At 73.7% G+C, this 23,835-nt stretch carries 17 protein-coding genes; 7 read left to right on the forward strand and 10 right to left on the reverse strand.

Features of this window, described 5'->3' with window-relative positions:
• Positions 1 to 256: 256 nt before the first annotated feature.
• From ACGFZP_RS08055 to ACGFZP_RS08090, 8 genes are all read right to left on the reverse strand, one after another.
• Entirely contained in the window at positions 257 to 1,573 is a 1,317-nt protein-coding gene (locus ACGFZP_RS08055) for a PLP-dependent aminotransferase family protein (protein ID WP_392929791.1), read from the reverse strand.
• A complete protein-coding gene (locus ACGFZP_RS08060; protein WP_392929793.1) occupies positions 1,567 to 2,694 on the reverse strand; it encodes an alpha-hydroxy acid oxidase in 1,128 nt (375 codons plus the stop codon). The genes ACGFZP_RS08055 and ACGFZP_RS08060 overlap by 7 nt, the downstream gene beginning before the upstream one ends.
• Positions 2,691 to 3,803, reverse strand: coding sequence for a 4-hydroxyphenylpyruvate dioxygenase (hppD, locus tag ACGFZP_RS08065; protein ID WP_392929795.1), 1,113 nt, complete (start codon positions 3,801 to 3,803; stop codon positions 2,691 to 2,693). The genes ACGFZP_RS08060 and hppD overlap by 4 nt, the downstream gene beginning before the upstream one ends.
• A gap of 53 nt (positions 3,804 to 3,856) precedes the next feature.
• Positions 3,857 to 7,015, reverse strand: coding sequence for an amino acid adenylation domain-containing protein (locus tag ACGFZP_RS08070; protein ID WP_392929798.1), 3,159 nt, complete (start codon positions 7,013 to 7,015; stop codon positions 3,857 to 3,859).
• A gap of 100 nt (positions 7,016 to 7,115) precedes the next feature.
• Entirely contained in the window at positions 7,116 to 8,420 is a 1,305-nt protein-coding gene (locus ACGFZP_RS08075; RefSeq protein ID WP_392929800.1) for a cytochrome P450, read from the reverse strand.
• Positions 8,417 to 10,273 (reverse strand): amino acid adenylation domain-containing protein, encoded by a 1,857-nt coding sequence (locus ACGFZP_RS08080; protein ID WP_392929802.1) that lies wholly within the window; start codon positions 10,271 to 10,273, stop codon positions 8,417 to 8,419. Before ACGFZP_RS08080 ends, ACGFZP_RS08075 begins: the two co-directional genes overlap by 4 nt.
• A 45-nt stretch (positions 10,274 to 10,318) precedes the next feature.
• Positions 10,319 to 10,468 carry a hypothetical protein gene (locus tag ACGFZP_RS08085; protein ID WP_392929804.1) on the reverse strand — a complete coding sequence of 50 codons (150 nt, stop codon included), beginning with the start codon at positions 10,466 to 10,468 and terminating at the stop codon, positions 10,319 to 10,321.
• Positions 10,469 to 10,680: 212 nt separating this feature from the next.
• Positions 10,681 to 10,965 (reverse strand): hypothetical protein, encoded by a 285-nt coding sequence (locus ACGFZP_RS08090; RefSeq protein ID WP_392929807.1) that lies wholly within the window; start codon positions 10,963 to 10,965, stop codon positions 10,681 to 10,683.
• A gap of 306 nt (positions 10,966 to 11,271) precedes the next feature.
• On the opposite strand from ACGFZP_RS08090, the gene ACGFZP_RS08095 reads away from it, so the two are divergent.
• Positions 11,272 to 12,204: a LuxR C-terminal-related transcriptional regulator gene (locus ACGFZP_RS08095; protein WP_392929809.1), complete on the forward strand. Its 933-nt coding sequence runs from the start codon at positions 11,272 to 11,274 to the stop codon at positions 12,202 to 12,204.
• 40 nt (positions 12,205 to 12,244) lie between these two features.
• Here ACGFZP_RS08095 and ACGFZP_RS08100 read toward each other — a convergent pair whose 3' ends face one another.
• Together ACGFZP_RS08100 and ACGFZP_RS08105 are read right to left on the reverse strand one after the other, a co-directional pair.
• Entirely contained in the window at positions 12,245 to 13,630 is a 1,386-nt protein-coding gene (locus ACGFZP_RS08100) for a tryptophan 7-halogenase (protein ID WP_392929812.1), read from the reverse strand.
• 58 nt (positions 13,631 to 13,688) lie between these two features.
• Positions 13,689 to 15,071 (reverse strand): cation:proton antiporter, encoded by a 1,383-nt coding sequence (locus ACGFZP_RS08105; RefSeq protein WP_392929814.1) that lies wholly within the window; start codon positions 15,069 to 15,071, stop codon positions 13,689 to 13,691.
• Between the two features lie 633 nt (positions 15,072 to 15,704).
• Here ACGFZP_RS08105 and ACGFZP_RS08110 point away from each other — a divergent pair.
• The 6 genes from ACGFZP_RS08110 to ACGFZP_RS08135 all read left to right on the forward strand — a co-directional run bounded on the left by ACGFZP_RS08110 (position 15,705) and on the right by ACGFZP_RS08135 (position 23,670).
• Entirely contained in the window at positions 15,705 to 16,718 is a 1,014-nt protein-coding gene (locus tag ACGFZP_RS08110) for an amino acid--tRNA ligase-related protein (RefSeq protein ID WP_392929817.1), read from the forward strand.
• 100 nt (positions 16,719 to 16,818) lie between these two features.
• Positions 16,819 to 18,912, forward strand: a complete 2,094-nt coding sequence (locus ACGFZP_RS08115) for a hypothetical protein (RefSeq protein ID WP_392929819.1) — start codon at positions 16,819 to 16,821, stop codon at positions 18,910 to 18,912.
• A gap of 81 nt (positions 18,913 to 18,993) precedes the next feature.
• Complete coding sequence (locus ACGFZP_RS08120) at positions 18,994 to 20,256, forward strand: MFS transporter (RefSeq protein ID WP_392929822.1); 1,263 nt, start codon at positions 18,994 to 18,996, stop codon at positions 20,254 to 20,256.
• Positions 20,257 to 20,300: 44 nt separating this feature from the next.
• Positions 20,301 to 21,374: an LD-carboxypeptidase gene (locus ACGFZP_RS08125; RefSeq protein ID WP_392929824.1), complete on the forward strand. Its 1,074-nt coding sequence runs from the start codon at positions 20,301 to 20,303 to the stop codon at positions 21,372 to 21,374.
• Positions 21,375 to 21,445: 71 nt separating this feature from the next.
• The gene (locus tag ACGFZP_RS08130) at positions 21,446 to 22,294 is read left to right on the forward strand and encodes a class I SAM-dependent methyltransferase (RefSeq protein ID WP_392929826.1); all 849 of its coding nucleotides are present in this window, start codon (positions 21,446 to 21,448) and stop codon (positions 22,292 to 22,294) included.
• A 167-nt stretch (positions 22,295 to 22,461) separates the two neighbouring features.
• Positions 22,462 to 23,670: an amino acid--tRNA ligase-related protein gene (locus ACGFZP_RS08135; RefSeq protein ID WP_392929829.1), complete on the forward strand. Its 1,209-nt coding sequence runs from the start codon at positions 22,462 to 22,464 to the stop codon at positions 23,668 to 23,670.
• The last annotated feature ends 165 nt before the right edge of the window (positions 23,671 to 23,835 follow it).

Genomic DNA, 23,835 nt, shown 5'->3' on the forward strand with positions numbered 1-23,835 from the left:
GCTGACGCGGCGCCCTCAGGAGCGGGCGCACTGCACACAGAGAGACGGGCAGGACCGCCCCCGGGTTGCACGTACGAACGTCGTAATGACCGACGAGCACACCCCCACGGCTGTCCCCAGCCCCCCTGTCGGGCCTCTGCGGTCGCAGCAGGCCCTCTCGGAGCATACAAGCCGGTCATATTTTTACTGGGGCCCCATCAGGTCGCCCCGGTGGACGGCGACGTAGGGGGACCCGCCCTGCGGCGGGGGGGGCGGTTCAGCGGCTGCGCTCCTCGACCAGCGCCGCCAACCGGTCCAGCCCGGCGTTGATCTCCTCCGGTCGGAGCCCGCTGAACGAGAGCCTGATCTGGCGGCGGCCGCCGGCGCCGCCGTAGAAGTAGGACATCGGGGTCCAGAGCAGTCCGTACGCGCGGGCCGAGTGCTCCAGGAGGGCGTCGTCCACCTCGAAGGGCACCGTGAGGGCCAGGAAGAAACCGCCGGCCGGGCTGTTCCAGGCGAGGTCGGACCGGTCGGCGAAGCGGTCCGACAACCCCTGCAGCAGCAGCCGCCGGTTCCGCTCGTAGAGCGCGATCTCGCGGTGGTTGCCCGCCCGCAGGCTCAGCCCGTGGGCGAGCAGGCCGCCGCCCACGACGGCCTGGGCCAGCGGCGAGGTGTTCACGCTGAGCATGCTCTTCAGCACGGAGATCCGGTCGGCCAGCAGACCGGCCGAGCCGTCGGGCCCGGCCACCGTCTGGTCGGCCACCAGGTACCCGATCCGGGCGCCCGGGACGGAGGTCTTCGCGAAGGACCCGAGGTGGACGACCCTGCGGCCGGTGTCGAGGGCCTTGAGCGACGGGGGCCGCCCGGCCCCCGCGAACACCCCGTACGGGTTGTCCTCCAGCAGCAGCAGGCCCTCCTCGGCGGCCACCGCGAGCAGCGCCCGCCTGGTCTCCAGGTCCATGCTCACCCCGGTCGGGTTCGCCACGTCCGGGATGACGTACAGCGCCCGCGGGCGCAGGCCCTCGGCCCGTGCCTCGGCCAGCCGCCGGGCCAGGTCGTCGAGGTCCACGCCCCGAGGCCCGCCGTGCACCGGCCGGACGGGCAGGTCGCAGAGCCGGGCGGCGCCGGCGAACCCCACGTAGGTGGGCGAGACGGCCAGCACGACGTCCCGCGGGCCGCGCCCGAGCGCGCGCAGGACCAGGTACATCGCCTCCTGGCAGCCGTTGGTCACCACGACGGACTCCGGGTCCGCCGTGATGCCCTCGTCCACCCCGAGGTGGGCGGCGATCAGCTCGTGGATGATCCCCTTCGTCCGGCCGTACTGCATCAGCGTCCGCCGGACCTCCGCCTCGGACAGCCCGCGCTCGGTGCGCAGGTACCCGGTGAACCGGCGCAGGTGGCGGTGGACGTCCTCCAGGTCGAAGAAGTCCTCGGTCGGCCGCCCGGCCGCGAACGAGACGGCCTGCGGGTAACGGGCGGAGATCTCGTTCAGGAAGTTCATCGCGTTCATCGCCGGATCCGCCAGCGAGCCGTGCAGCTCCCCCAACTGCAGGTCCGCCGGGGGCGGCACAGTAGGACGCAGACCGCTCACCATGGCCGGCCCCCGCAGGAGCAGGCGTCGGCGGCGGTCCGCAGCCCGGCGACGGCCGCCAGGTCGGGGCAGCCCGCGAGGGCCATCGCATGCCGGAACTCCTCGCCGAGCAGGCGCAGGACGTCGGCGCAGCCGGCCTCCCCGCCGGCGGCCAGCCCCCAGACCAGCGGCCGGCCGAGGAGCACCCCGGAGGCGCCCAGGGCGAGCATGGCCAGGACGTCCGACCCGCTGCGGACCCCGCTGTCGGCGAACACCTGGCAGTGCTCCGCCCCCGCCGCACGCAGCCGCCGCACCACCGCGGGGAGCGCGACCGCGCTCGGCACGGCCCCGTCCAGCTGGCGGCCGCCGTGGTTGGAGACCACGACCGCGGCCGCCCCCGCCTCGGCGGCCCGGACGGCGTCGCCCGGGTCCAGCACCCCCTTGACCACCAGGGGCAGGTCGGTGACCCGCCGCAGCCGGGCCAGGTCCGGCCAGCCGACCGAGGCGGAGAACACCTCGGCGGTGTGCGCGGCCACCGCCGAGGCGTGCGCCGTCCGGCGGTGCGCCGCGCCCGCGCCGGGGTTGTCGAGCAGCGCGGCCCGCACGCCCTGCGGCAGGGCGAAGCCGTGCCGGACGTCCCGCAGCCGGCGGCCCATGAACGGCACGTCGACGGTGAGGACGAGGGCCCGGCAGCCGGCCTCCTCGGCCCCCCGGACCAGCCGCAGCAGCAGGGCCTCGTCCTTCGGCCAGTAGAGCTGGAACCAGAGCTCGGCCCCCGTCGCCGCGAGCTGGGCCAGCGGCGTACTGGTCAGCGTGCTGACCACGAACGGGATGCCCGCTGCCGCCGCCGCCCGGGCGGCGGCCGACTCCCCGTCGGGGTGGAACAGCCGCTGGTAGGCGACCGGGGCGACCGCCACGGGCAGCCGGGCCGGGCGGCCGAGCAGCAGCCCGCCGCTGTCGCAGGCCGCCACGTCGGCCAGCACCCGGGGCACCACCGAGACCTGGTCCAGGGCGGCGCGGTTCGCCGCCAGCGTGCGCTCCTGCCCGGCGCCGCCCTCCAGCCAGTCCCACGCCTCCCGCCCGAGCGCGGCGCGGGCGCGGTCCGCGTAGTCGGTGACGGACAGCGCCGCGGGCCGCGCGCTCACCGCCCGACCGCCGTGGCGGACCGCTGCAGTTCGACGGCCTCGTACAGCGCCCGGATGTTGTTGCTGCCGAAGCCGCGCGCCCGGATGCGCTCGATCACCTCGAAGAACAGCGTCCGCCGGGGGTGCTCGGAGCGGGTGAAGATCTGGAACAGCTGGCCGTGGTGGTCCTCGTCCACCAGGATGTCGCCCTCCCTGAGCCGGTCCGCGCCGTGCCGGCGGGGCGTCAGCCGCTCGCCCAGCAGGTCGTAGTAGGCCGACGGCGCCCGCAGGAACGGGGTGCCGAGCCGGCGCATCGTCGCGACGGTGGCGACGATGTCCTCGGAGGAGAAGGCGACGTGCTGGACGCCGGCGCCGCCGTGGTCGGCGAGGAACGACTCGATCTGACCCGCCTCGGCCTGGGAGGCCGGCTCGATCAGCGTCAGGGTGACCTCGCCCGCGTCGTTCTGGACCACGGTGGAGTTCATGCCCAGCGGGCCGACCGCGATGTTCTCCTCGAAGATCACCCGCAGCCCGAACACCTCGGTGTAGAAGCGCACGGCGGGCTCCAGCCCGCCGGTCGGCAGGCAGACCGCGAAGTGGTCCACCGCGCGCAGGCCGACCGCACCGGAGCCGGGCCGCCGGCCGTCGGGCGCCTCCGCGCCGCGCTGGACGAGGTGGTGGACGACGTCGCCGAAGGCGGCCACGGTGGCCCGGGCCCGGCCGTCCCGCACCGTCGGCGGCTCCACGGTGACCGCGCCGCGGGCCACCAGCCGGGCGTGCACCGCGACCGGGTCGGCCACCCCGAGGGCGATCCCGGCGACGCCGTCCCCGTGCCGCTCGACGAACGCCCGGGCCGGGTGGTCCGCGTCGAGGGCCTGGACGACGAGCAGCCGGATCCGGCCCTGGCCCAGCAGCACCGAGAGGTGCTCGCCGCCCCGGCCGTCGCGGGCGACCGGGGTGAGCGGCTCGAAGCCGTAGGAGGTGGTCAGCCGGGCCGTGGTGGCGGCCAGGTCGGCCACCTGGAGCTCGACGTGGTCGATCACCGCGTCGGCGACCGGGGACCGGTCCGGGGCGGCGGACGGGTCGGTGCACGGGCCGGTGGACTGGTCGGGCGAGGGGGTTGTCAGCACGGGGGACTCACTTGCTCGTCGGAGGGGTCGGACGGGTGGGAGCGTCGGCCGGGTTACCGCCGCCGGACCGGCGGGCCGTCGCGCAGGGCCGTCAGCATCAGGTCGCGAAACAGCGGGGCGAACCCGGGCGCGACCAGGTCGGCCCGGTAGGTGACGTCGACCAGCAGCGTGCCGTCGGCGCGCGGCCAGACCTCCGTCACCACCTCGCAGACGCCCTCCGCCGCGGGCAGCCGCACCGGGACGGCCACGGCCGGGCCGAGTTCGAGCGGCGTGGGCGGGGCGTCCTGGTAGACGAAGAGGAACTGGTAGAGCGGGTCCCGGTCGGTCCGGGCCGGCCGCACCAGGCGGACCACCTCGGCGAAGGAGACGTCCTGGTTCGACAGGGCCGCCGTCACCGCCCGCCTGGTGCCGTCGACCAGCTCCGCCCAGCCCTCCCGGCCGCCGTCCAGCCGGACGCAGACGGTGTCCACCAGGCAGCCGACGGCGGCGGCGAGCAGCGGGGAGGCCCGGCGCGAGACCGGCACCCCGATCGCGAGGTCGCGCTGCCCGGTGACGGCCGCCAGCACGGCCGAGGCGGTGGCGAGCAGCACCGTGAACGCGGTCGTCCCGTGCTCGGCGGCGAGCCGCTCGACGGTCGCCGCCTCCGGGCGCTCCAGTACGAAGCCCAGCACTCCGGCGGACCGGTCCGCCGGGGCCCGCTCCCCGGGCGTCGGCAGCGGCAGGCGCAGCTCCGGGGTGTCCCGCAGCGCGTCGCGCCAGAACGACCGCTGGGCCTTGAGGTCGACCAGCCCGGCGAGCGCGGCCGTCTCCCGCTCCACCTGGCGCAGGCCCGGGGCCGGCCCGGCGAAGACCGGGCGCTCCCCGCGGGCCCGCGCGGCGTAGGCGAGGGACAGCTCGGCGGTGAACACCGGCTCGGAGTGCCCGTCGAAGGCGATGTGGTGGAACACCAGGCCGAACAGGGCCTCCGCGCCGTCCTCCAGCGGGAGGAGGACGGCCCGCCAGACCAGGCCCGCCTCCGGGTCCAGCGGGCGGGCCAGCGCGCGCTGCACGGCGGCGACCGCGGTCGGCAGGCCGTCCGCGGGCGGCAGCCGGCGCAGCAGGGCTTGGCCGGCACCGGCGGGAGCCGGGCGCGGGACGGCCACCGGGACGGGGTCGTAGGCGTCCTCGTCCAGCGTGTAGACGGAGCGGAGCGCCTCGTGGCGGTCGGCCAGGTCGCCCAGCGCCGCCTCCAGCGCGTCGGCGTCCACCGGGCCCCGGAGGCGCCAGAGCAGCGGGCAGAGGCCGGAGACGTCCTCGGGATCGGCTGCCTGGCGGGCCCAGAAGACGCTCTGGGCGTCGCGCAGCGGCACCGCGGAACCAGGCCGGTCCGGCAGCGGTGCTCCGGCCGGGCCAAGCTCGGACGGGCCGGGCTCGGACGGGCCTGGCCCGGCGGTGCGCAGGGCGATCCACGCGGCGAGCTCCCGCACGTTCGGGCGCCTGACCACCTCCGAGACCGGCAGCGGGAGGCCGAGCGAGGCGGTGAGCCGGGTGCAGACGACGCCCAGCCCCAGGGAGGTGCCGCCGAGGTCGAAGAAGCCCGCGTCGACGGGCACCCGGTCGACGCCCAGCACCGAGGCGAAGACCGCCGCCACGGTGCGCTCCAGCTCGTCGGCCGGCCCGTCGCCGGGGAGGCCGTCCGGCCGCTGCTCCTCGACCAGGCGCAGCAGCGCGGCCACATCGGCCTTCCCGTTCGGGTTGAGCGGCAGGGCGTCCAGCCGGAGCACCGTGTGCGGCACCAGGTAGGCGGGCAGCCGGGCGGACAGCCGGGCCGTCAGTTCGTCCTCGGTCGGGCCCTGCGCCCGGCCGGTGGTGAAGGCCAGCGCGAGGCCGCGGCAGCCGCCGACGCCGTCGGGCAGCGGTACGACCGCGCACTGGTGGACGCCGGGGAGCGCGAGGACGGCCCGCTCCACCTCGTCCGGCTCGACCCGGTGCCCGCGGATCTTGACCTGCCGGTCGGCCCGGCCGTCGAAGTGCAGCCGGCCGTCCGCCGTCCGGTGCACCAGGTCGCCGGTGCGGTAGACCCGGGTGGCGACCCCGTCGATCTCCACCGTGGGAAAGGCCCGGGCGGTCCGCTCCGGGGCGCCCAGGTAGCCGGTCGCGAGGCCGTCGCCGGAGATCAGCAGCTCGCCGGTCTCGCCGGGGCCGCAGAACCGTTCGCCGTCGTGGACGTACAGGCCGGTCCGGGGCACGGCCCTGCCGAGCGGCACCCCCTCGGGCAGCGCGCAGTCCGCGGGGCGGACCGGGTGCACGGTGGCGAACAGGGTGGTCTCGACCGGTCCGTAGCAGTGCAGCAGGCGCAGGCCGGGGAAGCGCTCCAGCAGGGCGGCCAGATGGCGCGGGGAGACCTTCTCCCCGCCCACGAAGACCTGGTCGACGCCGGCGAAGGCCTCCGGGTCCTCGTCCACGAAGACGTTGAACAGCGTCGAGGTGAGCGAGAGGCAGTTGACCCCGTGGTCGGCGACCAGCTCCCGCAGTGCGGCCGGGAGCAGGTAGGGCTCGTCCACCACCACGGAGCAGCCCCCGTTCAGCAGCACGCTCCAGAGTTCGAGCGTCAGGGCGTCCCAGGGGACGGCCGAGGTGAGCGGCATGACGGTCCGCGGGCCAAGCTCCGCGAAGGGGCAGGCCTCGAACAGCCGGACCGTCCCGGCGTGCGGGGACAGCGCGCCCTTGGGCTCGCCGGTGCTGCCCGAGGTGAAGAAGACCGCGGCCGGGCTGTCCGGGCCGATCTCCACCACCGGTACCGGGCGGCCTGGGGTTCGGCGGCCCGGCGCGACGGCCCGGGTGCCGGCGGGCGGCGGGCCGTCGGTGACGGTCAGACCCGCGCCCATCAACCGGACCAGCCGGTCCACCCGCTCGCCCGGCCAGCGGGGGTCGAGCGCGGCGTACGCGGCCCCGCACTTGAGGATCCCCAGGAAGGCCACCACCAGCCGGATCGACCGGGGCATCAGCACCGGGACGAGGTCACCCGGGGCGACGCCGGCCGCGGCCAGGTCGGCGGCGAACGCGTCTGACGCATCGGCCAGTTGACGGTAGGTCATGACATCGGCGCCCTGGACCAGGGCACGGGCGTCCGGGGTCTGCTCCGCGCGCCGGGTGAAGAGCGTGTGGATCAGGCCGCCGTGCCGGTCCGGCTCGCGGTGCGTGGCGCCGGCCGCGGGGGGTGTCGGGTTCATCGGTGCTTGCTCCTTGTGCTGCTCCCGGTCCGGGGAGGCCGTGCGGGCCTGCGGTACGCCGGGCGCCGAACGGCGGGCCGTCTACGGCGGGTTGGACGCTCTAGGCGATGTCGAGCGGGAGGCGGGTGATGCCGAGGATGAAGTTGGACCGCAGCCGCCGGGGCTCGCCGGCGGGCCTGAACCGCAGCCCCGAGGCGGTGATCCGCTCGAAGAGCAGCGACAGCTCGGACTGGGCGATCGGCGCACCGATACAGCGGTGAATGCCCGCGCCGTAGGTCAGGTGCCGGTTGGGCCGGCGCTCGATGTCGAACAGCCCGGCGTTCTCGAACTGCGCCTCGTCGCGGTTGGCCGAGACGTTCCACAGGGTGACGGAGTCGCCCTCCCTGATCTCCACACCGCCGCGCTCGACGTCGCGCTTGGCGACCCGCTGGACGTACGCGTTGGTCGAGCTCCAGCGGAGGATCTCCTCTACCGCGCCGCCGAGCAGTCCGGGGTGCTCGACCAGCCGCCGGTACTGCTCGGGGTGGTCCATCAGGGCCATCAGGCCGGTGCAGGCGGTGTACGAGGACGTCTCGTTGCCGCCGACCGCCACGTTCATGCAGTTGTAGAAGATCTCCTCCTCGGTGAACGGGCGCCCGTTGATCTCGGCCCGCAGCAGCAGGCTGACCAGGTCGTCGCCCGGCGACCGGCGGCGCCGTGCGACCAGGTCCGCGAAGAACTCGAAGATCTCCGCCTGGACCCAGGCCAGCCGCAGCCGCTCGTCGCCCCCGGTGTCGACGAACACCTCGTCGCGGAACCCGATCATCCGGCGGGTGAGGCCGATCAGCTCGTGCGCCTCCCGGTGGCCGATGCCCATCACCACCATGAGCGCGCCGGCGGGCAGTTCGGTCGCCACCTCCTCCGCGAAGTCGCAGCCGCCGGCGCTGCGGGCGCGCTCCAGCGCCCGGTCGACCAGCAGCCGGACCTGGACCGCGACCCGGTCGACGACCGCGCTGGACATCGCCGGGTGGATCCGCTGCTTCAGCATCCGGTGGCGGGGCAGGTCGGCGGCCACCAGCATCCGGCCGCCGGCCGAGTCCTCCTCGCTGCGGAACGACCCGCCGAGCACGGCACCGCGGGCGGAGCCGAAGGCGGCGTGGTTGCCGTAGGCCCAGAGCACGTCGTCGTAGCTGGTGAGGGCCCAGAAGCGGTTGCCGTCGGCGCCCTCGTTCCAGTGGATCGGCCGGTTCCGGCGCAGCCTGGAGAACACCTCGTGGTGCTCGCCGCGCAGGAAGAGGTCGACGTCGGTCAGGTCGACACCGGCCAGCTCGGCGTCCGTGGTGGCGTCGGCCGTCGTGGAGTCGGCCGTCGTGGAGTCGGCCGTCGTGGCGGTGGTAGCCGTGGCGGTGGTCGTCGGCCCGGTCACTGGTCGCCGTCCTGGGTCGCGGAGTCGGTCGCGGGGTCGGTCGTTGAGTCCGTCGCGGAGTCGATCGCGGCGGCGAGATCCCTGAGGACCGGGCTCCGCATGATCGTGAAGAAGTCCAGCCGGACGCCGCGGTCCCGGCGGATCCGGGTCTGCATGCGGAACGCGAGGATCGAGTGGCCGCCCAGCGCGAAGAAGTCGTCGTCGCGGCCGATGTCCTCCACGGCGAGCAGCCCGCCCCACAGCTCGGCCAGGTATCGCTCGGTCTCCGAGTCGGGGGCCAGGTAGGACTCCTGGCGCCGGTGGTGCTGGTCGAGTAGCTCGTGCAGCGCCTCCAGATCCCGCTTGCCGTGCTCGTTCGCCGGGATCTCGGCCAGCGCGACGAAGCCGCTGGGGACCATGAAGTCCGGCAGCTCGGCCTCGGCGTAGGCGCGCAGCGACCGGAGCGCGCGGGGGTCGTCGAGGACGACGAAGGCGACCAGCCGGCGGTCGTCGCCCTGCCCGGCGGGCAGCACCACGACCTCGTGCACCCCCTCGTGCCGCCGCAGGCCGCGCTCCACCTCGCCGGGCTCGACCCGGTAGCCGCGGATCTTGACCTGGTTGTCGGCGCGGCCCACGAACTCCAGCACGCCGTCCGCGCGCGGCCGCGCGAGGTCGCCGGTGCGGTAGAGCCGCTCCGGCCCCTCCGGGGTGGGGTTGGCGACGAACCGCTCGGCGGTGAGGTCGGGGCGCTCCAGGTAGCCGCGGGCGAGGCCCGGGCCGCCGACGTACATCTCGCCGGTCTCCCCCGGCGCCACCGGGGTGCCGTCGGCGCCGAGCACCAGCACGGTGACCCCGGACAGCGGGCGGCCGATGGGCACGGAGTCCGCCTCGGCGTCCGCCGCGGTGACCCGGTGCGCGGTGCAGGCGGTGGTGATCTCGGCCGGCCCGTAGAGGTTGTGGAGCTCGCCCCGGAACCGGCCGGCGAGGAGGTCCCGGCAGGCGGAGGGCAGCAGCACGTCGCCGCCGGCCTGCAGGATGCGCAGCGACGCGAACGCGTCCCGGTCCTCGCGCACCACGTGGTTGACGACCATCGTCGGCACCAGCATCGCGGAGATCCGGCGCCGCTTCATCTCCCGCTGGAAGTCGGCCGCGAGCAGGTCCGGTACGGGCGGCAGCACCACGATCTCGGCACCGGACGCGAGCGTGCTCCACATCTCGAAGTGGAAGGCGTCGAAGGAGAGGCTGGAGATCTGGCCGACCCGGTCCTCGGGCACCAGTGCGGGCAGGCTCGGGTTGCAGGCGAAGGAGACGATGTTCCGGTGCTCCAGGACGATCGCCTTCGGCGTGCCGGAGGACCCGGAGGTGAAGAGCACGCTCGCGGCGTCCGAGGCGCCGACCGTCGCCGGCCGCACGGCCCCCTCGGCCCCGTCCGGGCCCGGTACGTCGACACCGGGCACGTCCGCACCGAGCGCGTCCACGTCGAGCACGTCCACGCCGAGGTGCGCGAGCCGCTGCGCCAGCGCGCCGTGGCTGAGGACCACCTTGGCGCCGGAGGCGGTGAGCATCAGGTCGCGCCGGGCGTCCGGGTAGCGGGTGTCGACGGCGACGTAGGCCGCGCCGGCCTTGAGGATGCCGAGGATGGCGGCGACGACGTCCACCCCGCGGGCGAGGTACAGGCCGACACGGTCGTCGGTGCCCACCCCGCGCTCGCGCAGCACGGCCGCGATCGCGTCCGACCGCCCGGCGAGCCCGGCGTAGCTGAGCGACGCGGTGTCGTCGCTGACCGCGGGGCGGTCGGCGAACTGCTCGGCGCTGTGCTCGAAGAGCTGGACCAGCGTGGCCGCAGCCCGCTTCGAGTCTGACCTCGTGGCCAATTTAATCTCCACTCAGGAAACGGGTATCCGAGTACTGCCCGGGTTTCAGCCCCAGTAGAGGCTGTCCAGGACGACGACGGTGTTGGCGGTGTCGGTCGCCGCGGTCTCGGCCGGGGCGGCGTTCGCGGCGGCGGCCGGGCCGGCCAGCGAAAGGGCGGCGACGGCGATGGCGACAATACGGACGAGCTTGGACATGGGAGTTCTCCTGAAGATTCTCTGAAACGGCCCGAAAGGGTTCTGAATACGCACGCCGAAGGCGCTTCGCATTTCGTTCGGTGATGCGCTCCGGACTTGAATCCGCCGGGCGTCTGGAGAAATCATGCAGGCTGTCGGAGTTCCTGTCAGCCATCCGGCCTGGCAGTTTGCAGCACTGGCACCTTGGTGCCCGACCGGCCGGACGACGGGGGTCAGGCGGGCGCGGCGGCCGCTCCGGACGGGTGCCGGGCGGTGGTGCCGGGGAGGGCGGCGACCAGCCCGTGCACCTCACTCAGCGCATGGAACTCGGCCTGCGCCCGGGAGTCGGCCCTGATGAACAGGGCCAGGTCGACGCCGGCCGGGGCGGCCCGGGCCCGGACGTGCTGAAGCGGATCCGCCGCCGTCCGGCCCGCCATCAGTACGGCCGCGATCGAGTCCGCGTTAAGGACCGTCGGCTCGGCGGCGGAAGAGCCGATCCCCACAATGATCACGTACACAAAGGAACCTTCCTCGACTGAATGTCACTGCGCGTGACGATAAGGGGGGGCGAACCGGGTTCGGGTACCATGGCTCGGCAGGTCGTCGAACCAGTGGTGTCCCAATCGCCGCGAGGTCGTCGCCCGAATTCGACTGAGCGCCTCCTGACCGACCGACCCACCCGATGATCGGCTCACCATGATTCACCCGTCGAACCGTGCCGCGGAATGCATTTCGCCGTTATCCGCGCCATTTCCTGGAATGCCTGAGTAGTCATGCTGGAATGTCTGGGCCTGAGCTCCCACGCCGAGTCGGTCTATCGCACAATGCTTCTCCACCCCCGTTGGGGGGTTCAGGAGCTGGCCGTCCATCTCGCACACGACGAACAGCGGGTACGGAAGAGCCTGGACGAGCTGGCCGACCTGGCCCTGGTCCGCCCGTCCCGGCTGAACTCCGAATCGGTGTTCGCGGTCAGCCCCCGGGTCGGGCTGTCGGCCCTGCTCTCCGAGCGGGAGTCGCAACTGCTCGAACAGCAGCGGGCCGTCACCCAGGGGCGCTCGGCCGCCGCCCGGCTGATCGACGAGTTCTCCGAGCACCGCAGCGCGATGAACTCGGTGAGCATCGAGCGCCTCACCGACCTGGTGGAGGTGCGGGAGCGGATCGAGGAGCTCTCGCACAACATCCAGCGCGAGGTGCTCAGCATCATCCCGTTCACACCGCTCGACCCGGCCGGCCTGGAGGCCAGCCGCGACCTGGACAGCGACCTGCTGGACCGCGGCATCAAGATGCAGACCGTCTACCTGGACAGCATCCGCAACGACCCGACGACCCGCCGGTACGCGGCCTGGCTGACCAGCATCGGCGGCGCGGTCCGCACCGCGCCCACGCTGCCGCTGCACATGATCGTCATCGACCGGGCCTTCGGCGTCCTCCCGATCGATCCGGAGAACAGCGCCGCGGGCGCCCTGGTGGTGCAGGAGAAGAGCATCCTCACCGGTCTGACCGGCCTCTTCGAGAGCCTCTGGGAGGCGGCGACCCCCTTCGGGGTTCCCGAGGAGCGCGACGACCGCAGCCTCACCCCGCAGGAGCAGGCCCTGCTCAACCTGCTCGCCACCGGCATCACCGACGAGGCCGCGAGCAAGCGGCTCGGACTGTCGCTGCGCAGCGTCCGGCGCCTGATGTCCGACCTGATGAGCCGGCTCGGTGCGAGCAGCAGGTTCGAGGCCGGGCTGCGCGCGGCGGAGAAGGGCTGGCTGTGACACCGGCCCGCCCCGCCGCCCCCTGGTGCACGGCACCGGCTCAGCCGACCGGGTGGGCCCAGCCCAGGCCGTCGGGCGAGGGGACCAGCCCGCCCGGGCGGATCGGCTCGTCGTCGATGCTCTCCCCGATGGCCGCCTGGACCTGAAGCCTGGCCCCCTCCTCCAGCACCGACTGGATGACGGAGGAGTCCAGCAGCGCCCGCTCGTCCCAGGCGCCGCCGCCGACCAGTTCGACGAAGGCCTCCAGCTCGGGGCCGCCGCTGGCGGTGATCTCCCGGGCCGACCAGAAGTACGAGTCCTCGTCCTGGTGCATGTCGTAGAAGGACAGCACGAAGTCGTGGAAGTGCCCGAACTCCTTGCGGTAGCGCGCCTCGTACTCCTCGAAGCAGCGGGTCTCGTCGACCTCCTCCCGCAGCACCGTGTTGATGGACCGGGCCGCCAACAGGGCGCTGTACGTGGCGAGGTGCACCCCCGAGGAGAACACCGGGTCGATGAAGCAGGCGGCGTCGCCCACCAGCACCAGGCCCGGGCGCCAGAACCGCTCGTGGCTGTACGAGTAGTCCTTGCGGACCCGGATCTCCCCGTAGGGGCCGCTCTCCACCCGGCGGGCGTCGGCCAGGTGCTCCGCGATGAGCGGGCACTCGGCGATCAGGGCGGCCAGCGCCTTCTCCCGGTCGCCCTGCACCCGGTCCAGCGACTCCCGCCGCAACACGGCTCCCACGCTGGTCAGTTGGTCCGTCAGCGGGATGTACCAGAACCACCCGGAGTCGAAGGCCACGCTCAGGATGTTCCCGCTGTTCGGCGCGGGTAGCCGCTTGCCGCCCTCGAAGTAGCCGAAGAGGGCGATGTTCTTGAAGTGCTCCGAGTAGACCCGTCGGCCGCCGACCTTGGAGTGGATCCGGCTGCGGTTGCCCGAGGCGTCCACCACGAAGCGGGCACCGGCCTCCCGCCGCACCCCGTCGGCGTCGTCGAAGCGCACCCCGCAGACCCGGCCGTCCCGCTCCAGGACGTCGACCACCGAGCACCGCTCGCGGACCTCGACCCCCTTGCGGCGGGCGTTGTCCAGCAGGATCTGGTCGAACTTCATCCGCTCGACCTGGTAGGCCTTCGAGGTCGGCCCCGGGAACTTCGAGGAGACCCCGAAGGAGAACGACCACGGCTCCGGGTTGCTGCCCCAACGGAAGGTGCCGCCGCGCTTGGGCATGAACGAGGCCTTCTCCAACTCCTCGGACACGCCCAGCAGTCGGCAGATGCCGTGGACCGTCGAGGGCAGCAGCGACTCGCCGATCTGGTAGCGCGGGAACTCCTCCTTCTCCAGCAGCAGGACCCGGTTGCCCTGCATGGCGACCAGGGTGGCCACCGTGGACCCGCCGGGCCCACCGCCGACCACGATGACGTCGAACTCTTCTTCCACGGCGATGCTCATGTTCGTGCTCCGGGAGACGGCGGACGGCACCGGGCCGTCCGAACGGGAAAGCGGGGGGTCAGCCGCCCGACCCGACGGGCGCGGCGGCGGGTGCGGCTGGAGGTCCGGCGGGTGCGGCGGGTGCGGCGGGTCCGGAGCCCGCGGCGGTCTGCCGGGCGTACCGGGCGGCCTCCTCCGCGGTCTCCGGCAGCCGGGCCATCGCCCGGCGCAGCAGCGGCGGCGCCATCACCGAGGTGGCCACCGCGACCAGCAGGATCACGGTGTACATCGGGGTGCTCAGAATGCCCAGCCGCAGGCCGACCATCGCGATGACCACCTCGACTACGCCGCGCGCGTTCATGCCGGCCCCCAGCGCGATCCCCTCCCAGGGCGCCAGCCCGCTGCTGCGCGCCCCGACGTAGGCGCCCGCGAACTTGCCGAGGACGGCGACGCCCAGGACGGCCAGCGCACCGGCGAGGACCACCGGACCGCCGAGCGCCGTGAGGTCCATCCGCAGGCCGGCGGTGGCGAAGAAGAGCGGGGCGAGCACGGAGGTCGTCACACTGCGCAGCGGTGCCAGCCGGTCCGGGTCCGGCCTGCCGTAGGCGTTGACCAGCACCCCGCAGACGAAGGCTCCGAACACCGCCTCCAGGTGCATCGACTGGGAGCCGGCCGCGCCCAGCAGGACGAGGGTCACGAAGGCGCCCGCGGTGGCCTTCCGATCGCCGGAGCGGTCGAGCCGGCGGAACAGCGGCCGGATCAGGACCCGGCCGAGCAGCAGCGCACCGCCCACCAGGACGGCGAGCGAGAGGACCGCGCCCGTGACGGCCGCGCCGGTGAGCCCGGCACCCGCCATCGCCGAGATCAGCGAGAGCATCGTCCAGCCGAAGACGTCGTCGACCAGGCCCGCCATGAGCGTCAGCTGGCCGACGTCGCGGTGCAGCAGGTCCATGTCCATGAGCGTCTTGGCGATCACCGGGATGGCCGTGACGCACATGGCCACACCGAGGAACAGGGCGAACACCGTCGGCTGCGCGTCGCTCCGGGTCAGCGCCGCGGGGAGCCGGAACGCCGTCACGACGCCGAGGGCGAACGGGACGAGCAGCCCCCATGCGCTGACCCTGGCCGCGGTCGGCCCCTTGCGGCGGGCCAGGCCCAGATCGAGCTCCAGACCGGTGAGGCCGACCAGCAGCAGTACGCCGAGCTGACCGACCGCGTCCAGCAGGTGCAACTGCTCCGCCCGGTGCGGGAAGAGCCACTGCGACACCGCCGGAAGCACCTGCTGGAGCAGGGACGGCCCGAGCAGGACGCCCGCGCACAGCTCGCCCACGAGCGAGGGCAGGGCGCACCTGACCGCCAGCCGCCCGAGCAGGTGCGCGGCCCCGAGGAGGACGCCGGCCTGCAGCAGGAAGACCAGCAGCTCCGAGGATCCGAGCGGGGGTACGGGTGCCGACGCCAGCAAGGCGGCAGCCTCCTTCCGAGGAGGAAGTTACAGGGGGGGGTAGAAATGCCGGAAATTCTCCCGGGAGTGCACCGCACGATGACCGGGGGGAATCCGGGAAAGGAATATGGACCATCCGGTCCGATTCACCCGGGGCCAATGACCGGGAATCGGCGGGCAGCGCCCGAACGGTTGTCCCGGCGGGTCTCCGAATGCCCGGGGCGGCAGCCTACCCCGCCGGTGTCCCGATGAGGCAAGACCCTACCGCCGGAAAAGCACGCCGTTCCCGCGACGGTGGCCCACCGGGCGCCCCGAAGCCGGGCAGGACCGGGCCGGAAGGTGCAAACACCCAGCTCAGAACGGTCTTTCCGGCAGTCAGAGCCACCCCCGGCGGCCCCCGGGCGTGAAGCTGCCCATGCACCTTGGTGCCAGCGGAATCCGGTGACACGCCCCCGGCCGCGTGCAAATATCGGTCCAGGCAGTCGGACCGCCGAACGAAAGGGCGTCGCAGCCCGGAATTCCCCTCCGACCCCTTTCCGGAAGTCTCTCGACCGCGCCGGCGGTTGCCCCCGTTCGCGTCGAACGCGACCCGGGCCATGCACAGAGCTACCGAATCCTCGGACGACCTCGGACGACCAGAAAGTCACCAAGACCATGAAGACCGATTTCTCGCACGGCGGCTGGCGCCCCTCCCCGGACCGGTTCCTCGACATCCTCGACGACCCGATGTACCGCACCCTGGTGGACCTCCAGGACCTGGTCACCACCGCCACCAGCGGCTTCTGGGCCGAACGCGGCGTCAAGTCGCTCCACCTGCCGATCACTACCGGCACCATCTCCAGCCCGATGGGCCGCGGCAGCGACTCGCTGCCGGTCCTGATCGACCTGTTCGGCCAGCCCACCTACCTCGCCGACTCGATGCAGTTCATGCTGGAGTACGGCTGCCGGCTCAGCCCCTCGGGCGCCTGGTACCTGATGCCCAGCTTCCGCGGCGAGGACTGCGACGAGACCCACCTCAACCAGTTCTTCCACAGCGAGGCGGAGCTCCCCGGAGACCTCGACGCGTGCATGGAGGTCGTCGAGGCCTACATGCGCCACCTGGCCGCCGGCGTCCTCGACCGGCACCGCGACGCGGTCCTCTCGGTGGCCGGCAGCGTCGCGCACATCGAGCAGATGCTCGCCCTGGACGCCTTCCCCCGGATGACCTTCGACGAGGCGGTGGCCCACCTGGGCGACGACCCGTACTCGGTCACCGACCACGGCGACTGGCGCACGCTCACCCGGCGCGGCGAGCAGCGGCTGCTCGAAGAGGTCAGCCCGGTGCTCTGGGTCACGCACTACGACCACCTGTCGGTGCCCTTCTACCAGGCGTACGGCGACGAGGGCCGGCGCACCGCCCGCAACGCGGACCTGCTCTTCGGGCTCGGCGAGATCGTCGGCTGCGGCGAGCGCCACCTGGACGGCGCCGAGACCCGGGCCGCGCTGGCGCACCACGAGGTCGAGGAGGCCGACTACGAGTGGTACGTGCGGATGAAGCAGGAGCGGCCGCTGCACACCTCCGGCTTCGGCCTCGGGGTGGAGCGCTGGCTGATGTGGGTGCTCGGGCACAAGGACATCCGCGACCTCCAGCTCGCCCCCCGGCTGAACGGCGTCACCACCGCCCCGTAACGGCCGCTCCGGGCGCCGCCCGCACGGCGACCGACCCGACCCACCCGACCCCGACGACTGCTGGCAGCGCGGGACCTCACGGCAGATAGAGAAAGCGATCATGGCACTCAGCACCCCGGACCGACTCTCCCTCGCGGGCCGGACCGTCGTAGCGGTGGCCGACGCCGCCCAGTACGCCGAGTACGCCTCGGGAGTCGAGGGGACGGCCTCGCCGCTCCCCGTCCTCGCCGACGCCTGGGAGCGCTTCACCGCCTCGTGCGGCTCGCTCCCCACCGCGGCCGAGGACGCCCCCGGCCCGGCCGGGCCCTCCTGGCAGGGCGCGGTGTTCGTCTGCGACCCGCAGTACGCGGCGGTCGGCCGGGTGCTCGCCGGTGCCACCGGCCGGCCGCTGCTCGACGGCGCCTTCGCCGAGGCGGTGGAGCTCGCCCGGAGCACCCCCGTCACCGTCGTCGCCGGGCCGTCCGTCATCGGCCCGGAGGAGCTCGCGGCCGTCCCGGTCGACGCTCAGCTCGGCTTCTTCACGGCCCGCAGCACGGGCGCCGCGAGCGCCCTCGCCGTCCGCACCCTGCTCAACGGCCCCGCGGCGGCCGCGCTGGGCGACGTGTTCGTCGACGCGCTCTCCCCGCAGGAGTCCGCGCCCGGGCGGCTCTTCGGCCCGGACGCCTCGCCGCGCCGGCTGCGCAGCGTCATCGGCGAGGGGGTCGCCGTCCTGGCCGGCCGCGGGCACGCCCGGGACTGCGTGATGCACCTCAACGGCGGTGGCATCTGCGGCCGTTCCGAGGAGCAGCCGCTGCTGGCCGTGCTCCCGCGGATCGGTGCCGAATGGTCGGAGCACGTGACGGCCTGCCAGCAGGGCGAGGGCTGCTGGCGCGCGGACGTCCCGATGGAGAAGCACCTGCGGGCGTCCCAGGTCCGGGCCGCCTTCGTGGTGCTGGACAGCTGCCGGACCGCCGTCGCGGGCCGGGGGTCCGTCCGCACCGACGTTTCGGTGCCGCTGAACATGCTGGAGGGGTCCGCCCTCGCGGTGGCGGTCGCGGCCGGCACCCGGGGCGGTGCCGAGTACGCCGCGCCGCTCTTCCAGGCCCTGGTCCGCAGCGGGTTGACGCTCGGCGCGGCGCTGCGCGAGACCAACGGCGCGATCGACGCGGACCCTGAGGGGGTCGGCAAGCTCGTCCTGTTCGGCGACGCCGGACTCGTCCCCGCCCCGGTCGCCCCGGAGCAGTCCGCCCGGGAGCCGCTCCCGCTGGTGGACGGGGCGCTTGAGGTCGCCGAGGGCCCGGGCGCCCTGCTGGCGGCCGCGCCGGACCTGCTCGCGGACGACGAGGACGGCCCGCTCGCGGTGACCCGGCCCGACGGCGCCTCCAGCTGGGTGCTCACCACGGCGGCCGGGCGCGGCGCCGGGCGTCTGCACCCCGCCCCGCCCCGGCTCGACACCGCCTGGACGCAGCGCGCCCTGCCCTGGCTGGACCGGCTCTGCGCACTGGACGGCATGGGCCTCAAGCCCAACCGTGCACAGCTCGACAACCTCCGGCACCAGGCCGCCACCGCCGTGCGCAACCGCGCCGAGGCGGCCGGCGTGCGGGCCGCCCGGGAGGCGGTCGGCGCGTTCGCCGAGGTGCTGGAGGGGCTGTCCCGGCTCCAGGAGCGGCTGCTGGCGGACGAGACCCGGTGGGTCGCCACCTCCTTCTACTCCGCCACCGACGGCTGGCCCCGGCCGTGGCTGGCCCGGACCAGGCCCGGTCTCGGCGACTGCCCGCAGTGCGGCGCCGAGGCCCTCGTCCGACACGACATCAGGACCGGGGCGGGCGTCGGCCTGCCGCTGCACAGCCTGGTGTGCGTGCGCTGCGGCGAGGTCGAGGCCGGCGCGGCGCGGTTCGCGGCGCAGGTGGCGGTGCAGAGCCCGCCGGAGGTCCGCCGGGGCGAGCCGTTCGCCGTCCGGGTCACCGTCACCGCCCCGGCGGACCGCCCGGTCGCGGTGGCGCTCGGTGCGGCCGTCGTCAACGAGCAGCTCCTGCACTGCACGCTCGCCCGGACCACGGCCGTCGAGCTCGCCGCGGGCGAGTCCCGGACGGTCGAGTTCGCCGGGAGCAGCGACGGTGCGCGGGCCAAGACCGACCTGCAGCCGGTGAAGATCCTGGTCGCCGCCGACGGCGCGGTGCGCTGCCTCACCCGGAACGTGTGGCTGCGGGTCTGAGCCCGCCAGGCCGTGTTTCGCGGCCCCGCCGGTCCGAGCCCACCCCCGGGCGACGCCCCACGACAGGAGAGAGCGGCCCGCATGCTGCTGATCAAGGACATTCAGGCCCTGCCCGCGCGCAGCAGACGGCTGCTGCTGCTCACCATGGTCAACAACCTCGGTGCGGGCCTCGTGACACCGTTCCTGGTGGTCTACGTGCACCAGGTGAACGGGCTGCCGCTCACGGTGGCGACCGCCGCGATGGCCACCGTCTCGGTGGGCGTCATGCTCGGCAGCCTGCTGGCCGGGCGGCTGACCGACCGGCACGGCGCCGAGTTCGTCGTCACGCTGTACATGGCGGTCCAGGCGCTCGGGCTGGCCGGGTACGCGGCCGCGGGCCAGGGGTGGCACTTCATCACCGCCGCGGCGGTGGTCGGCCTGGGCCTCGGCGGATCGGCCGCCTGGAACACCATGCTCGCCGGGTCGGCGCCCAGCGCGCAGCACCCCGCGGTCTTCAGCCTGAGCTTCACCGGCGCCAACGTCTCGCTCGGGGTCGGCGGCCTGCTGGGCGCCGCCGTGGCGGCCGGTTCGAGCCACCTCGCCTTCCGGGGGCTCTATCTGGCGGACGCGCTCAGCTGCCTGCTCGTGGGGGCGGCCTTCCTCCGCCCGGCCCTGCAGCGCGCGGCCGGTCCGGCGGGCGGGCGCCCCGCGGCCAAGGCCGACGGGACGTCCTACGCGGTGGTCCTGCGGCAGCCGAGGTTCCTGCTGCTGCTGGTGCTGGGCGGCCTGCTGTTCTGCGTCAGCTACGCACAGCTGGAGTCCGGCCTCCCGGCCCGGCTCACCTCGGGGCTCGGGATCGGCCCCGCCGCCCTGGCCGTGCTGTTCGCGGTGAACACCGGCGGCGTACTGCTCGGGCAGGTGTTCCTGCACCGGCAGCTGAGCGCGGTGCGCCCCGCCCGGCTGGTCGCGACCGCGGCCGCCCTCTGGGCGGTCAGCTGGGCCGCGATCCAGGCGGCCGGATCGGTGGCCGGCGGCACCGCCAGGTTCGCCGTCCTGCTCGCCGCCCTCGCCGTCTTCGCCGTGGGCGAGACCTGCTTCGCGGCCGGGATGCCGACCCTGGTCAACGCGCTCGCCCCGGCCGAGGCCCGCGGCCGCTTCAACGCCGCCTACAGCATGGCGATCTCGGCCGGGTTCATCCTCGGCCCGCTGACCGCGGGCGCCGTGATCGGCAGCGGCGGCGGCAGCGGGTTCATCGCCGGGCTCAGTGCGACCTGCCTCGTCCTCGCCCTCGTCGTGCGGTCCGCCGAGCGGTACCTCACCGCTCCGGAGCAGGCCCTGCCGACGCCGGTCGGATCCCCGGCCTGACCAGGCCACTCCCCCCAAGTCCCTTACCCCCACCAGGAGTCGACGTGCCAGAATCCCCGGCAACCGTCCGGCCGCCGGCCCTGCGGCCCGGCGACACCATCGCGGTGGTCTCACCGGCCTGCCCCGCCACCGCCTTCCTGGTGGAGGAGGTGCGGCGCGGCACCGAGGCCCTGGAGCGGATGGGCTTCACCGTCCGGATGATGCCCCACGCCAAGGGGGTGCGCGGCTGGACCTCCGGCACGGTGCAGGAGCGGCTGGACGACCTGCACCAGGCGTTCGCCGACCCGACCGTGCACGCGGTGCTCTACAGCATCGGCGGGCTGCACTCCGCGCAGCTGCTCTCCGGCCTCGACACGGCGCTGATCGCGGCCAACCCCAAGGTCTTCTGCGGCTACTCGGACGCCACCTCGCTGCTGAGCGCCGTGCACACCGCGACGGGGCTGGTCACCTTCTACGGCCCGGCGCTCATCCCGCAGTTCGGGGAGCTGGCGGAGCCGTACCCGGAGACCGCCGAGCACTTCCTGCGGGTCGTGGGCGAGCCGGCGCCGGCCGGTCCGCTCCCCCGGATCCCGTACCAGGTCGTCGACCTGGACTACGCCCGGCGGGAGCGCGAGCAGCGGCCGCGCGACCGGACGCCGGCCCCGGCCCGCGGGCTGCTGCAGCCGGGCTCGGGCTCCGGTTCGGGCTCCGGCTCCGGGTCTGGCCCTGGCTCCGGCGCGGGCTCCGCGAGCGGTCCCGTCCTGGCGGTCTGCCTGCCGTCCGTCCGCGACCTGATCGGCACCCCGTGGCAGCCGGACACCGCGGGCCGGGTCCTCTTCATCGAGACCCCCGAACCGCCCTACTCCCCGGCGACCGCCGACGCCGACCTGTGGCACCTGCGCAACGCGGGCCTGCTGGACGACGTGGCGGCGGTCGTCCTCGGCCGCCCGCTCGGCTGGGACGCCACCGAGGTCGAGGCCTTCACCGAGGCGGTGGCGGAGTGCCTGGCCGGCCTGGCCGTCCCGGTGCTGACCGACGTCGAGTTCGGCCACACCAACCCGATCCTCACCCTGCCCAACGGCGTGCACGTCGCCGTCGACGGCACCGAACTCACCCTGCTGGACCCGGCGGTCCGCTGAGCCCCGCTTCATCCCAGCTCCCGCCCAACGATCCTGACCCTTCATCAGAACACCCACGTCGAGGAGACGCCATGACTCAGAACTACCAGGCCGAGGTCACCCAGTACTTCCGGAAGAAGGCCGACGGGTACGACCGCACCGACGAGCAGGTCTACTGGCGGCTCTCCGACGAGCTGCTCTGGGAGGCCCTGGAGCGCTACGTCCTGCCGTCCGTCCCCGAGGGCGCCAAGCTGCTCGACGCCGGCGGCGGCACCGGGCGGTGGAGCGACCGGCTGCTGCGCCACCGCAAGGACATGTCGGGCGTGCTGTTCGACCTCTCCCCGGACATGACCCGGCACGCCGCCGCCAAGTCCGTCCAGCACGGCTACGCGGACCGCTTCCAGGTGCTGCAGGGCGACCTCGGCGAGCTGGGCGGACAGGTCGAGGACGAGCAGTTCGACCTGGCGATCAGCTTCCACAACGTGCTGGGCTTCGTCGACGACGTCCCCTCGGTGCTGCGCCAGATCACGGCCGCGCTGAAGCCGGGCGGCCAGGCCGTCCTGGTCGTCCCCAACCGCTACCACGCGGTCTTCTTCAACATCTTCACCGGCAACCTGGACGAGGCGGAGAGCGCGGCGTTCGAGCGCCGCGGCCGGTTCACCCCGGACATGCCGGCCATGCACCTGTTCACGCCCACCGAGCTCACCGGCACGCTCAACGAGGTCGGCCTGCCGGTGTCCCTCGTCACCGGCTACCCGGTCGCCGTGTACCCCGGCTTCCAGGAGACCCAGCTCGACGGCACCAGCGCGACCGTGCAGCAGACGCTGTCCGACGAGGCCGCGTACGACCGGATCAAGGGCATCGAGCTGCGACTGCTCGGCGAGCCCGGCCTGGCCGAGCGCGGCAACAACCTCTTCGTCGTCGCGCGCAAGCCGAAGTAACCCCGGCCCCCTGATCCCTGATCCCTGCGGCGCGGGGCCCGGTCCCGTCACACCGGCGACCGGCCCCGCGCGCCGCAGGGCCGGCGGTCGTCCAGCAGGTCGTCCAGCAGCCCGCCCGCCCGTCAGCCCGTGCCCGCCCGTCAGCCCGATTCCAAGGGGGCCCCACCATGTCCCAGATCGTCCTCACCGGACGGATCTTCTCCATCCGGCCGATGGGCAAGCGGCTGGCCTTCGCCACGCTGCGCTGCCCCGACCGGGAGTACCTCTGCGTCTTTCCCGGCCGCCCGGCCATCGCCGAGGAGAGCGTCGTCCGCGTCGTCGGCACCGCCAGGCTGAGCGAGAAGTCCCGGAAGTTCTCCGAGGAGGTCCACGTCGAATCCTTCGAGGTGGTCGCGGAGAACCGGTCGATCGCCTCGTCCCGCCTCAGGCAGATGCCCTACGGCAAGGAGATCCTCCCCGACCAGCACGTCTACATGCGCCTCCCGGAGGTCCGGGACCGGCTGCTGAAGAAGTGGACGGCGATCAAGGCGATCCGCGACCTGATGGCGGCGGAGCAGTACGTCGAGGTGCAGTCCCCGCGGCTGGTCGGGCGGATGACCGACGGCCCGACCATGAAGTTCAAGGTCGACTTCTTCGGCCAGGAGGCCTATCTCTCGCTCAGCAACCTGCTGTTCCACACCGCCTTCGCCGCCGGTGACTTCGCCTCGGTCTTCGAGATCTCGCCGCTGTTCCGGGCGGACATCAACCACAGTTCGCAGCACCTGAGCGAGTTCCTCATCCTGGAGGCGACCTCCGCCTACCGGAACCGGGCCGACATGATGGACCTGTCCAACCGGATCGTGCGCTCGGTCTGCGCCCACACCGAGGCCCGGCTCCCGGAGGGCCACCTGGCCGACATCCCCGTCGTCACCTACGACGAGATCTGCGCCATCACCGCCAAAAGCGATTGCGCGCCCCTGGTGCGCGGCGGAAAGATCAAGCGCTACCACGCGAACGCCGTCGCCCGGCACCTGGACCGGACGCTGTTCTGGGCGGTCGACCTGCCCGCCGAGCACAAGGCGTTCTTCTCGTCGACCCGCTACGAACCGGCGGTCGGCGCGCAGGTGGCGAACGACTTCCGGCTCTACTGGAACGAGGTGGACATCGTCGACGGAGGAGAGCGCGTCATCGATCCCGCCCGCCTGCTGGAGCGCATGTCGGAGCAGAACCTCGACCCCGAGCACTTCTCCTACTACCTCAACGTCCTGGAGGGCGGGGTCCCCCCGCTCACCGGATTCGGGCTGGGCATCGAACGGCTCCTGACGAAGTGTCTGGATCTCGGGAACATCCGCCAGGTCGTCCCGTTCCCCCGGTTCGTCGGACACCTTGAGCCGTGACCGGCCCCGTTCGGCAGCAACCCGCACCGATCAGTCGCAACCTGCGCTGATCGGCCCTCAGCAAAGCGTTGACGGAGACAAGTAGGCACGGACCGCACGAGCCGAGAGAGCCGCCGGAAGCTGGGAAGGCGGCCTCGTGTCCGCTGCCCAAGACCCTCCCGAGCG

Source organism: Kitasatospora sp. NPDC048239 (assembly GCF_043202015.1).
In the GTDB taxonomy this organism is placed as follows: Bacteria; Actinomycetota; Actinomycetes; order Streptomycetales; family Streptomycetaceae; genus Kitasatospora.

Excerpts from the sequence above, each read along its gene's own strand:
- ACGFZP_RS08120 (WP_392929822.1), top strand. The coding sequence starts at position 18,994 with ATGCTGCTGATCAAGGACATTCAGGCCCTGCCCGCGCGCAGCAGACGG.
- ACGFZP_RS08130 (WP_392929826.1), top strand. The coding sequence starts at position 21,446 with ATGACTCAGAACTACCAGGCCGAGGTCACCCAGTACTTCCGGAAGAAG.
- ACGFZP_RS08135 (WP_392929829.1), top strand. The coding sequence starts at position 22,462 with ATGTCCCAGATCGTCCTCACCGGACGGATCTTCTCCATCCGGCCGATG.
- ACGFZP_RS08110 (WP_392929817.1), top strand. The coding sequence starts at position 15,705 with ATGAAGACCGATTTCTCGCACGGCGGCTGGCGCCCCTCCCCGGACCGG.
- ACGFZP_RS08070 (WP_392929798.1), bottom strand. The coding sequence starts at position 7,015 with ATGAACCCGACACCCCCCGCGGCCGGCGCCACGCACCGCGAGCCGGAC.
- ACGFZP_RS08100 (WP_392929812.1), bottom strand. The coding sequence starts at position 13,630 with ATGAGCATCGCCGTGGAAGAAGAGTTCGACGTCATCGTGGTCGGCGGT.
- ACGFZP_RS08115 (WP_392929819.1), top strand. The coding sequence starts at position 16,819 with ATGGCACTCAGCACCCCGGACCGACTCTCCCTCGCGGGCCGGACCGTC.
- ACGFZP_RS08055 (WP_392929791.1), bottom strand. The coding sequence starts at position 1,573 with ATGGTGAGCGGTCTGCGTCCTACTGTGCCGCCCCCGGCGGACCTGCAG.
- ACGFZP_RS08085 (WP_392929804.1), bottom strand. The coding sequence starts at position 10,468 with ATGTCCAAGCTCGTCCGTATTGTCGCCATCGCCGTCGCCGCCCTTTCG.
- ACGFZP_RS08095 (WP_392929809.1), top strand. The coding sequence starts at position 11,272 with ATGCTTCTCCACCCCCGTTGGGGGGTTCAGGAGCTGGCCGTCCATCTC.